At 35.5% G+C, this 12145-nt stretch carries 10 protein-coding genes; 7 read left to right on the plus strand and 3 right to left on the minus strand.

Annotated elements, in window-relative coordinates; genetic code table 11:
- Positions 1–131: 131 nt before the first annotated feature.
- The 3 genes from AC3FI7_RS01660 to AC3FI7_RS01670 all read right to left on the minus strand — a co-directional run bounded on the left by AC3FI7_RS01660 (position 132) and on the right by AC3FI7_RS01670 (position 5131).
- The gene (locus AC3FI7_RS01660) at positions 132–743 is read right to left on the minus strand and encodes a response regulator (protein ID WP_142722324.1); all 612 of its coding nucleotides are present in this window, start codon (positions 741–743) and stop codon (positions 132–134) included.
- A gap of 5 nt (positions 744–748) precedes the next feature.
- Positions 749–3670, minus strand: coding sequence for a sensor histidine kinase (locus tag AC3FI7_RS01665; protein WP_491461246.1), 2922 nt, complete (start codon positions 3668–3670; stop codon positions 749–751).
- Between the two features lie 813 nt (positions 3671–4483).
- Positions 4484–5131: a DUF1349 domain-containing protein gene (locus AC3FI7_RS01670; protein ID WP_343658174.1), complete on the minus strand. Its 648-nt coding sequence runs from the start codon at positions 5129–5131 to the stop codon at positions 4484–4486.
- 89 nt (positions 5132–5220) lie between these two features.
- On the opposite strand from AC3FI7_RS01670, the gene AC3FI7_RS01675 reads away from it, so the two are divergent.
- From AC3FI7_RS01675 to AC3FI7_RS01705, 7 genes are all read left to right on the plus strand, one after another.
- Positions 5221–5958, plus strand: a complete 738-nt coding sequence (locus tag AC3FI7_RS01675; protein ID WP_142722327.1) for a LuxR C-terminal-related transcriptional regulator — start codon at positions 5221–5223, stop codon at positions 5956–5958.
- 92 nt (positions 5959–6050) lie between these two features.
- Positions 6051–6401 (plus strand): helix-turn-helix domain-containing protein, encoded by a 351-nt coding sequence (locus AC3FI7_RS01680; RefSeq protein WP_343658175.1) that lies wholly within the window; start codon positions 6051–6053, stop codon positions 6399–6401.
- Between the two features lie 411 nt (positions 6402–6812).
- Positions 6813–8069: an aminotransferase class I/II-fold pyridoxal phosphate-dependent enzyme gene (locus AC3FI7_RS01685; RefSeq protein ID WP_142722329.1), complete on the plus strand. Its 1257-nt coding sequence runs from the start codon at positions 6813–6815 to the stop codon at positions 8067–8069.
- A gap of 5 nt (positions 8070–8074) precedes the next feature.
- Positions 8075–8707, plus strand: coding sequence for a TetR/AcrR family transcriptional regulator (locus AC3FI7_RS01690; RefSeq protein ID WP_002980040.1), 633 nt, complete (start codon positions 8075–8077; stop codon positions 8705–8707).
- 99 nt (positions 8708–8806) lie between these two features.
- Positions 8807–9892, plus strand: coding sequence for a DNA polymerase III subunit gamma/tau (dnaX, locus tag AC3FI7_RS01695; protein WP_142722330.1), 1086 nt, complete (start codon positions 8807–8809; stop codon positions 9890–9892).
- A 38-nt stretch (positions 9893–9930) separates the two neighbouring features.
- On the plus strand, positions 9931–10506 hold the full coding sequence (locus tag AC3FI7_RS01700; RefSeq protein ID WP_491461247.1) for a DUF8439 domain-containing protein: 576 nt from the start codon (positions 9931–9933) through the stop codon (positions 10504–10506).
- A gap of 399 nt (positions 10507–10905) precedes the next feature.
- Positions 10906–11988, plus strand: coding sequence for a chorismate mutase (locus AC3FI7_RS01705; RefSeq protein WP_142722331.1), 1083 nt, complete (start codon positions 10906–10908; stop codon positions 11986–11988).
- Positions 11989–12145 lie beyond the last annotated feature (157 nt).

The raw sequence follows: 12145 nt of genomic DNA on the forward strand, positions 1-12145 counted from the left end.
TTGTATAAAGCTGCCCGATGATTCTAAAAATGCAATGATATAAAAAATAATAGATTATCTGTTTAAAAACGGATAAGATTTGTGTTTTTTCTGGGGGCTGGAATAGAATGAGATTTCAGCCCCGTTTTACTTTAATGCATCATTTCATATACTTTGATCAGCTCTGCAATGTTACTAACATCAAGCTTTTGAAAAATTCTTTTTTTGTAGGTACTTACTGTAGACATCTGGATGTTGAGTTTATTGGCAATTTCCAGGTTTCCATTTCCATCGGCAAGAAGTTTGAAAATTTCATATTCCCGCGAAGACAGTTTTTCTACAGGATTATTTCTTTTGTTTTGAATGATAAGGCCGATGAGTTCTGCCGGATAAAAATATCCTTTTTCAATGACGGTTTTCACCGCATTTCTGATTTCTTCCTCACTGCTCTGTTTATTCAGGTAACCTTCAGCGCCTTCTCTGATATATTGTATGGCGACATCTTTATCATATCCTGAGAATATAAGGATCTTCAGGTCATGCTGTATGCTTTTAAGCTCCGGAACCATTTTTTTATATTGGGTTCCCGGCATGTCAATATCCAAAATAAGAAGATCATATTTTTGATTTTCCAACTTATTTTTTACCTGACCATAGTTTTCGGCAAAATCTATTTTCAGTCCCGGATATGCAGTTTCAAGAACCAGTGAAGTACCTGCTCTTACTACATAGTGATCATCAGCGATTAAAATTCTTTCATTCATAGGGGTTAGTTTTTATTGAGTGTTATTTCCACAATAGTCCCTTTTGGGGTGTTTTGTCTGAAACTGATTTCAGCATTGATCTTTTTTACCAGGTGGATTACCATATGCAGGCCTAGCCCTTTTCCTTTGAAGCTGGGAGTTTCCAGCTTAGGATTTCTGAAAAGATTCATATAAACGGCAATCTGTTCATCCGGCATACCTGTTCCTGTATCAGCAATTACTATTGTAGATTTCTGTTGGCTTTCTATAATATTCAGGGTTATATTTCCTTCAGTGGTATTCTTTACCGCATTGTCAAGAATATTATGAATAATAGCGGTTAGAATACTTTCATTTACCTGGGAATACACTTTATATTCTGTAAGATTGGTGATCGACGTCCCTTTTTCTTTCGCAATTTCATAAAATAATTTGTTCTTGATTTCCAGGATTCTGTTGATGACATATTTCTTTTCCTCAAAAATGTTTTCAGCCTTATACAGTTCAGTATATTCCTTTAAATTGAGCGTAAACTGATAAAGCTGTTCAGAAGATTTATAGATGCTGTCAAAATATTTCTTCTGAAGCTCCACATCATCAGATTCATGAAGCTTCTGGGAAAGCATGGCAATAAATCTGATCGGAGTGGTAATATCATGGCTGATGGTTTCCACCAGTTTTTTCTGATATTCTGTTTCTTTCTGCAGATTATTCTTCACGACTTCAAGATGAAGAGAGGTTTCTTTAAGTTCAGAATTTTTATTATGAACAAGCTGTTTTAAAGCTTTATTTTTTATTCTTAAAAAATTAGTGGTCAGCTGTACAATTACAATGATGAGGATCAGAATAATAATAGAAGCTGATACCCTGAAGAGCAGTGTCTGATAAAAAAGAGGTTCAATTTTGAAGCGTATTTTTTTTTCTTCATATCTGCCATCCGGAGAAACCAGAACTCTTACACTTAATGTGTACTCTCCGGGAGAAAGATTGCTTATCGTATATTTCAGCTCTTTTCCGGCTGTTACCTGCTCCCATTCAGAATTTTCTTTTCCTGATATTCTGGCTTCAATATAAAGATTTTCCAGATTGGAAAAATAAGGAATATCAATAAAAATATCTGCAGTTTTATAGTCATTTTTTAAATCGAGGACCTGATAAAAATACTGAGGCTCAGAATTTCCGATTTTTACTCTTTCTAAATAGATCTTATTCCTTTCAGGATAATAAGTATGAATACTTTCCGGATTGAAAAATACAAAGCCATCCATGGATGGAAATACAAAATCTCCATTTTTAAGGGCATAGGCATTGGGTTCAGAGCTCCCATTGAACTCATTCGTCAGGAAACCGTCTTTTTTGGTAAAACGGTAATAGAAAACCTGGGTTTTTCTGTTTTCGGCATACTGAAGCAATTGCTTTTTAGGAACTTTGAAAAGGCCATTGTTGGAGGAGATCCAGTAAAATCCCTTCTGATCTTCAAGAATATAATGAGCCGACTGCAGATGGTTGTTTCTGTCATTCGGCATCCTGATAAGTTTTTGGTTCCTGAAGAGATAAAATCCGTTTTTATTCGTCGTAATCCAGATGAGATTATCCCTGGTCTTTATAATATTTTTTACCTCGATGTTTCTGAGTAAAGGGGTAACTGTATTATTTCCTGTCTTTACCAAATACAGTCCATCACTACAACCTGCAAGGATTTCATTTTCATTATATTGATAAAAAGCATTGACCGGATTTTTAAACTGATACTTGGCTTCCGGATGAACAAACTGATCATTTTTATAAACATTAAGCCTTGTACCTGAACGGTCAGTAAGTGTTGCAGCATAAAGATTTCCACTTTTCATGAACGTTTCAAATCCTTTACCGATAAAGACAGAGTCTTTCTTTTTATACTCCGAATTTTTATAAAACCTTATTATTTTATTTTTTTTTCTGATCAGAATGTTGCCGGAATTATCATACATCAGATAGTTGTCATTTACCCCGAATGGGCGTTGGGTAATAATGCCGTTTTTTCCAAACTCAGTTCCGTCATCCGTGACAATCGTGTTTTCACTGAAAGGAAGGGAGGCATAAAATACGTTGTTTGAAAAATCGGCTTCTTTTTTCGCTACATAAAAATTCGAAAGTTGAAGTATATTCAGACCGTTATTGAGCGTTCCCAGATACAGTCTGTCAAAATCCTTATCATAAAACATAGAGCAGTAAGAGTGCCTGCCTATTTCCTCAAATTGGACAAGAAATTTCAGACCGGGGTTCTTTCCATTGCTGTTTACAATATAAATATTGTCATGATTGATTATAAAAGTCTGATTGGTGATCTGCTGCCAATAGATCTTGGTATCAGGATCATTAAAAAGAGTAGGTCTGTCAGATACTGAAAGATTTCCTCTGTAGATAGAATAGGTTTTTCTTCTTTTCAGATCATTAATGTAAAGAGTATCATTCAGCACAAAAGTATAGTTCAGATCTCTGTTGGTAAAAGGAATTGTAATTTTTATTCCCTTGTTTCCCTCTTTATAAATGATCTGGTTTTTTTCTTTAAAATAATATGTTGAGTTTTTGAGTTGTATAAAATACTTAAAATCATTATTAAAATCTGATGTTATAATGTTATTCGCAATCCGATATATAGACTCAGAACTATTGGAATACATGATTTTGTCGCTTCTTTTGCTATTGCATAATTGGGGGAATCTGTTTTTGATAATAATTTTATTTCCCTGAAAATTATTAATAACAGTAATGCTGTCCAGAAGCGGATTGCCGGTAAACTCTTCAAAACGGAGATTGTTTACCCTGAAATTGTTAAACGTAATGAATGAACTTCCGTCATAGCGTACAAGTCCGTTGTCTGTAGAGATCCAGATAAAGCCATATTTGTCTTTGACAATAGCCTTTGCGCTGCTTTGCGGAAGCCCATTGTCTGTATTGTACCACATAGAAGTGTGGCGCTGTCCGTAACTGTTTAAATATATGCAAGCAAAAATAAATGCCCAAATTCTCATATATGTGCAAAACTGATGTAATGCCTGCTGCTAAAGCAATAGGCGGTTAATAATAGTATTTGTACAAGTCAAAGTTTTTTTAACGGGCAGGAACGATTGAGAATAAATTTTTATCATTGAAGTTTTCTGGTCTTTTGTGTTTTATATTTTTTGATTGTGTAAAAATAGTGAAATTATGGCGATAAATAAGTATCTTATGACTGTTTTGCGCAAGTTTTATCCCGGTTTTCCGGCAGGAGGACCATGATAATTTTCTGAAGCAATATTGTATTTCAATAATAAGTGATAAATTTATTTGACATTCATTTTAAAAAGTTTTTCGTAAATATCAGTGATATACCGGATTTATAATTTATTTAAAAAAAATATAAATAATAAATAGTGATGTGGATTTATTATTTTTACAGATGTATTGATTAACGGTTTAAGTGATGTTAAATTGCTTTTTGTAGTAAAAGTTTGACAAAAAACTGAGGTTTATTCTACATGTTATCTTTGCCACGCCTTATGGATATTCATATTTTTGCAAAAAAATTATCATAACAACCTTAAAAGTTTTATGGTAAATAATGATTCTAAGAACGCAAACGGTTTTATCTCAAAAAAATAAAAGAGACTGTATCATATCAAACATATGCAGTCTCTTTTTTATGAACAGTGCTTTAAGTAATATTATTAACATAAAAACCTCCCGTAAATGTGGGGAGGTGAATAAAATTGACTGTATATTGAAGTGTAATTCAATCGTTATTTGTTCGTTTCAAGCCATTTTAATCTGCGCTGATCCGGCAAGTGCTTTACTTTGAAATTTTCAAAAACTGCATTAAACCCGTCTCCGTCAGGACATGCAGCCATTAGGCCTACCATGACAGGAGTATTATCCTGAAGAGGTGCATTTCGCATCATGATATAACTTTTATCATCAAAAGAATAGAATATTTCCACTGCATCCAGTCTTCTTACAGCTTTTATCCAGACTGCAGGGGGAGTTTTTTCTAATGTGATAACACTCCAGTCACTTTTGTTGTGGGTAACCACAGTGCTGAGGTTATATTTGCCATCTACAAATTCCACTCCGGCCTTGATATAATGCTCTTTATCTGTTCTCAACATCAGCCCCATCTGATCAAATCTCGCTTTGTAGCTGCCGGTTATTTTTACTTTTGCCTCAAATTCGCCGCCGTAAACAGTATAGTAAAAAGGAGCATCATCTACGGTGAATCCATAATGGGATATTCTCCAATAATCACTTTGAGGGGTTACAAACATTGACAGGCTGTTATTTTTGATTTCCCATTTTTCAGGTTCATTAAACCAGGTCATTTTCTCAAGAGTCTGGGTGGAAAATTTTTGAACAAGGAATACTGTACAAAAGCCTAAAATCAATTTCTTCATTTTCTTATGGATAAGTTCTAAGGGTAAATTATTATTTTAGCAAAAGTATTATTAAACATCAATTGCATCAATACTGATAAATAACCATTATGAAGATCCGGGAACAGCTCAGTGATAAATTACTGGATACAACCTGTAAAAAATGTATGCTTGATATAGAAATATACAAGCAGAGAGCGCTGGCGTATTCTCATATGGAAGGCGCTATATGTGTGTTGAGCGATATGCAGGAAAATAAAAGCTATATTTATAAATCTGCAGCGGCAGCAGAACTGGGGCTCAGTATGAGAGATAACCCTGCAGAGATAGATTCTATCTGGGAGGAAGAAATGTTGGGAAAAATCCATCCTGATGACCGTTTGAAAAAATACATCCATGAACTCCGGTTCTTCAAATTGCTGGACGGCATGGAAATGAACCAGCGTGCAGCTTACAGCGTGGTTTCGAAAATCAGGATAAAAAATAAAAATGAAGAGTATTGCTGGGTAAAACATCGCATGTTTTACATCTATTCACCGGACAACGGACGGTTAAGGCTGGCGTTCTGTCTTTATAATATTGCCCTGAGCTTATCTGTAGCCTCTGATTTTATGATTATCAATACAATAAAAGGAGAAATCGTTGTAAAAGATAAGCTTGATTATGGAAATATATTAAGCCCCAGAGAAATGGAAGTGTTGAAATTTGTAGGAGAAGGATATGCCAGCAAAGAAATTGCAGGGCTATTGTCTATAAGTATCAATACCGTAAACAGGCATCGTCAGAATATTTTGGAGAAGCTGAAGGTGAAAAATTCTGTGCAGGCATTCAAAGATAGTTTTTATTAGTTGCCAGATTGAAATATCCGAAAAGTTCACCATGCTGTTCTGTTTCTTATGATTAAATTTATATTTTACAACACTTAGCAGTAACCCTACAGATGAAAAGAAGTGAAGAAATTACCTTTCAGTACTTTGCCTTTTTAGACCGGCATATCCAGGATGTTATTTCAGGAGTTACTCCTGAATTCATGGAGCTTAATGAAATTGCCGTAGAGCTTGCTGTTTCCCATAAACATCTTACAGATACTGTCAGGAAAGAAATGGGGCAGCATCCCTGTTATTTTTATGATCAGAAAATTATTGAACAGGCCAAGAAGATGCTCATTACTTCCGATAAATCTATAGCAGAAATTGCCCGCATTTTCACTTATGATCCATCCAATTTTTCAAAATTTTTTAAAAAAATGACAGGCTCTACTCCGGGAGCGTTCAGAAAGTCCAACCTTTAAATACATTTTGTTTCTTCAGCCAGAAATGATGACCGGATTTTTCTTTAGGTAGGGATTTAATCATATAGAATAGGGCTGTAAATATACATGTAGTGAATTATCTTGTTAAAATTGTTAAAAAATAATCTTTTATAAATGAGAGGGTTGTGAAAAAATAAACACATTTTTTTATTATTTATCTATTAATATTTCTTTATTGTTTACTTTTTTTATTAAATTTAGGTAAGAAAAAACTAATTAATTCAATAGAAATAAATGTTAAAAAAGACAGGTGTATTAAATTAGTTTGGTTTCCAGCGCATAAGAATAAATTATTGTGTTTTTAATAATATTTAATCTTAATAAGGGAGCTTAAGCCCTTCAAATAGTTATATATTTGTTTTTTTTAAACCACAACAAACAAGATTAAGGATGAGCATCAATTTCACAACAGCAACTATCAAAGACTTTGAGAATATACCAGATAACGATATGGCTCAAAGGGCTGAAATTTTTTATGAATATTTAGACTATGTAAAGTCTAATGGACACATGAATTACAGACTGAAGAATACTTCAGGAACCAATGCGATACTGAATGTAAATATTGCAGACCAGAACAGAGAATTTGTTAGTTTTGTATCAAGTGATTATTTGGGATTTACACAGCACCCAAAAGTAAAACAGGCAGCTATTGAGGGAATAGAGAAATATGGTACAGGTACAGGAGCAACTCCTCTTATCGGTGGCTATTTTGATTACCACAATGCTTTGGAAAAAAAAATCTCCAGTTTTTTTAAACGAACAGAAGATGAAGCCGTGGTCTTTACTACGGGGTATACTGCTAATAGCGCCACTTTGCAGTGCTTAATGCAGAAAGAAGATCTTGCTATTTTAGATATGGCTGTACATGCCAGTGTACATGAAGGATGTGCTTTTACCAATAAAAAAACATTTCCTCACAATAATTTGGAATCTTTGGAACACATTTTGAAGGTATCTGAAAATCTGTACCGTACGAAACTCGTTGTTGTAGATGGAGTGTATTCCCAGGATGGAGACACCTCCCGTATCAATGAGATCTATAATCTTGTGAAAAAGTACAATGCCTTTCTCATGGTAGACGATGTGCATGGCGTCGGTATCCTTGGAGAAACAGGAAGAGGTACTCTGGAACAGGCTGGATTATTGGATAAAGTAGACATCATCACAGGTACATTCAGTAAAACTTTCGGCAACCTGGGTGGATATGTTATTGCAGATAAAAAACTGTCAGCATTCATCAGATTCCAATCCCGCCAGCAGATTTTCTCAGCAACAGCACCACCATCATCAGCAGGAATCGTAAAAGCTATTGATTTAATTGATGAAGAACCTATCTGGAGAGAAAAGCTCTGGAAGAATATCAACTATTTCAAAAAAGGGCTCGATGATTTAGGGTTAGATACCGGAATTACCTGCTCCGCAATTATTCCTGTAAAAATTGGAGATCCTTATGTAACAGGAGAAGCAGGAAAGCTACTAATAGAAAAAGGAATCTATACCAACCCGATTCTTTACCCGGCTGTACCAAGAAAAGATGCACGTATCAGGATGAGTGTGACCGCAAGACACGAAAAAGAACATCTCGACAAAACGCTTAACGCGTTTGATGATATTAATAAAAAATTGCATATTGCGAAAAAATAATAATTATGCCTAGAAAAGTAGTGCAGGGCCCCATTAGGGACAAAGAAAAAACAAAACAGAAACTGCTTGCTGCAGTTGGTAAAATTTTAAGAGTAAAAGGATATTCCGGATTAAAAGTAAGTAAGATCGCTGCCGTTGCAGGATTTGATAAAAAATTGATCTATGAGTACTTTGGAAGTACTGATAAGCTGATTGATGAGTATATCAAATCCCAGGATTACTGGAGTCAGGTGAACCAGGATGTAGACATGGATTTTTCTGACGGAGGACATGAACTTACCAAAATGGTGGTGCTTAATCAGTTCGAAAACCTGAAGAAAAATAAGGAACTTCAGAAAATTATTCTTTGGGAACTTTCAGAAAGCAAGCCTATCCTTAAGAAACTGGTTGATCAGCGTGAGGAGGTAGGCGAGGTTTTATTTGGAAATATCTCAGATCCTTACTTCGGGGAAGGTGTGGCTACAAGACACAGGGCAATTATGGCTCTGATTGTTTCCGGTGCCTACTATCTTAACCTGTATACAGGGTATAATGCCAGTAAGTTCTGTGGGATTGACCTGAAAACTGAAGAAGGCAGAAAAGAAATTGAAGGTGCTATCGTTGAGTTGATTGACTTTGCATACAGCAAGAAAAAGTAAGGGTTAAAAGTTTTCTGATTAGAGCAGAAATATATTTTTTGTTGATAATTTGAAAACTTTTAATTTTCAAATTAAAACTATATTTCTTACTTTTGGCCAATGGAAAATTTTATAGTATCTGCAAGAAAATATCGTCCTCAGGAGTTTGATACGGTTGTAGGACAATCCCATATTACGGATACTTTAGAACATGCAATTGAAGAAAGCCAGTTAGCTCAGGCATTGCTTTTTTGCGGACCTCGTGGTGTGGGTAAAACTACTTGTGCCAGAATCCTGGCAAGAAAGATCAATGAGAAAGATGGTTCGGTTTCAGAAGATGGCTTTGCGTATAATATCTATGAGCTGGATGCAGCATCCAATAACTCTGTAGATGATATCAGGGAACTGATAGATCAGGTACGCTTTGCTCCTCAGGTTGGTAAATATAAAGTATATATCATCGATGAGGTGCATATGCTGTCTTCTGCCGCTTTCAATGCTTTCCTTAAAACTCTGGAGGAACCACCTGCCCATGCCATTTTTATTCTGGCAACTACAGAGAAGCATAAGATTATTCCTACGATCTTATCCCGCTGTCAGATCTATGATTTCAAGAGAATTACGATTGAAGACATTCAGAGCCACCTGAGAAATATTGCCCAAAAGGAAAATATACAGTACGAAGATGACGCTCTGTACCTGATTGCTCAGAAAGCTGATGGGGCATTAAGAGATGCACTTTCTATTTTCGACAGGCTTTCCACTTTCTCACAGAAAAATATAACGCTGGCCAAAGCTGCTGAAGTACTCAATATTCTGGATTATGACCAATACCTGAATATCGTGGATCTTGCCAAGGAAAATAAAATTCCTGAAGTGCTTTCTGCATTCAATGAGATTGTGAAAAAAGGATTCGATCCCCATATCTTCATTGCCGGATTGGGAAATCATTTCAGAGATCTGATGATGGCGCAGAATGCTTCTACAATGGAACTTATTGAAGTAGGAGAGAAGACAAAGGTCAAATTCGTGGAACAGGGACAGAAGTGGCCCGCCCAGCAGCTGATTGATGGTATTGAGATCTGCAATCATGCGGACATTAATTATAAGAATTCCAAGAACCCAAGACTTACAGTTGAAATTGCGTTAATGCAGCTGGCTTCACTGACAGCTAATTTAGGTGATACTAAAAAAAAAAGTTCCTGATACTGGCTCCGTTTCTCAGTGAGAAACAGGAAGTGAAAATGCCGGAAAAAGCTCCGGAAAAAAAAGAAGTTAAGAGGGAACAGGAACCTGCAGTTTCTCAGACGGTTCAGGTTGCTTCAATAGCAAAAACAACCAAGCCATTATCCAGACCGGGAATTTCTTCCGGTTTCAGCATCAATTCATTTTTGAACAAGGAAGATAAAGAGGAAGCAGCAGAAGATGTTGTTGTCAGAACTGAAAACCTTCCTCAAAACCATTTTACAGATACAGATCTGCAGATGGAATGGAAAATTATGCTTAAGCAGCTTCAGGTAAAAAATAACTTTGTTTTTAATGCTGTAAAAACCTTTAAACTGGTAAAAGCTGAGGAGCATAAAATCAAAGTTTTATTCCCTTCAGACTCTGCTAAAGTAGAATTTGATAAAATAAGTGGGGAATTTTTTAATCATTTTAAAAGAAAAGTTCAGAACCATATTATTGAGGTAGAATACGTCAGAGACTTTGAAAATCTGAAGATTGAGGTGGTGACGAAAAGAAAAATGTTTGAGAAGTTTATCGAAAAAAATCCACTTTTGAAAGATCTTGATGATTTAATGAAGTTTGATTTGACATAATTTTTATATATTTGTCAAATATTTCTGTCGAAAATACGTTTTTGACAAGAACAATTTGCAACCAGAAACGCTAAAATAAAGACATTTCCAGAAGAAAATGGAAAAATTGACTCACACATATCTGTCTTTTTTTGCACCCGCTAATTACTTTTTTAGCGGTTATTTTAGTTTTTCTGCTTCTTATTACAGAAATTTCAGAACCTATTACCGATTTTATTGGTATTGTTAACTGAATTTCTTTCCAAAAAATACAGGAGAAGTAGAGCCCTATTATTTTCCTGATTCCTTTAAACAATTTTGAACGGCATTTTTTGAAAAGAATTATAAATTAAATTTTATAATCCAAAGGGCTATTGCTGTCAAAGAAAAATTATACAAAAAACAATAAAATTTAGAATAATGAATTTAAATGATTTAAAAAATGAGTGGATCGAAGGGCTTACGCAGCCTCTGATGATTGCAGGACCATGTAGTGCGGAAAGTGAAGCTCAGATGCTTGAAACTGCAAGGAGAATTAAAGAATCTAATGCTAATGTATCGGTTTTCCGTGCAGGAATCTGGAAACCCCGTACCAAACCAAACGGTTTTGAAGGAGTTGGAGTGATTGGTTTGAACTGGCTGAAAAAAGTAAAAGAAGAGTACGGTTTTAAAACAGCTACTGAAGTAGCCAATGCACACCACGTGTTTGCTGCTCTGGAAGCCGACGTGGATGTTCTTTGGATTGGTGCACGTTCTACAGTGAACCCGTTTACGGTACAGGAAATCGCAATGGCTTTAAGAGGAACAGATAAACCGGTATTCGTGAAAAATCCTGTTAATCCGGATCTTGCATTATGGATCGGAGCGTTGGAAAGGCTTTTGGGACAGGATATTAAAAATCTGGGGGTAATCCACAGAGGATTTTCAACCTACCAGAAAACAAAATACAGAAACAACCCGAACTGGCAGATTGCCCTTGATTTCAAGAGTCAGTTTCCGAATATTCCAATGCTGATTGACCCGTCACACATCTGCGGAAACAGAACAGGTCTTGCTGATATTACCCAGGAAGCACTCAACGTAGGATACCAGGGAGCTATCATTGAGTCTCACTGTAATCCTGATGAAGCGTGGAGTGACGCTTCTCAACAGATTACTCCTGAAGTTTTGGCAGAACTTATTGGTAACCTCAAAGTAAGAAGCTCTAATCTTGCAGGTTTTGAAGGAGAAATGGGAAGGCACAGAACCTTGATTTCAGATCTTGACTTCCAATTAATTGAACTTCTTTCTCAAAGGATGAAAATTTCTGAAAAGATCGGTAAGCTTAAAAAAGAAAATGATATTGCGATCTTCCAGCCTGAACGTTGGAAAGTAATCACAGAATACGCTACACAAAAAGCAAAAGAAACAGGAATGTCTCAGGAGTTTATTGAAAAAGTATTCAAAGCGATTCACGAAGAATCTATTGAAGTTCAGAATAACATTATGATCGATAAAAGATAAATCGCAGATTGCAGGCAGAAGAACATAAAGCTTCTCCTGTATTTTCGGTACAAGTATAATTTAGGGCTTAGAGATCAGTATTTAGGGTAATTGAAACATTTGTTTTTAAACCTATTTCCTGATTCTAAGCCCTAATTCCGTATATTTGCATCAGTAT

It is taken from the genome of Chryseobacterium sp. TQ-BC-N36 (assembly GCF_058382295.1).

Bases quoted from the DNA above. Each gene is read 5' to 3' on its own strand.
- AC3FI7_RS01660 (WP_142722324.1), bottom strand. From the start codon at position 743: ATGAATGAAAGAATTTTAATCGCTGATGATCACTATGTAGTAAGAGCA.
- AC3FI7_RS01665 (WP_491461246.1), bottom strand. From the start codon at position 3,670: ATGTGGTACAATACAGACAATGGGCTTCCGCAAAGCAGCGCAAAGGCT.
- AC3FI7_RS01670 (WP_343658174.1), bottom strand. From the start codon at position 5,131: ATGAAGAAATTGATTTTAGGCTTTTGTACAGTATTCCTTGTTCAAAAA.
- AC3FI7_RS01675 (WP_142722327.1), top strand. From the start codon at position 5,221: ATGAAGATCCGGGAACAGCTCAGTGATAAATTACTGGATACAACCTGT.
- AC3FI7_RS01680 (WP_343658175.1), top strand. From the start codon at position 6,051: ATGAAAAGAAGTGAAGAAATTACCTTTCAGTACTTTGCCTTTTTAGAC.
- AC3FI7_RS01685 (WP_142722329.1), top strand. From the start codon at position 6,813: ATGAGCATCAATTTCACAACAGCAACTATCAAAGACTTTGAGAATATA.
- AC3FI7_RS01690 (WP_002980040.1), top strand. From the start codon at position 8,075: ATGCCTAGAAAAGTAGTGCAGGGCCCCATTAGGGACAAAGAAAAAACA.
- dnaX (WP_142722330.1), top strand. From the start codon at position 8,807: ATGGAAAATTTTATAGTATCTGCAAGAAAATATCGTCCTCAGGAGTTT.
- AC3FI7_RS01700 (WP_491461247.1), top strand. From the start codon at position 9,931: ATGCCGGAAAAAGCTCCGGAAAAAAAAGAAGTTAAGAGGGAACAGGAA.
- AC3FI7_RS01705 (WP_142722331.1), top strand. From the start codon at position 10,906: ATGAATTTAAATGATTTAAAAAATGAGTGGATCGAAGGGCTTACGCAG.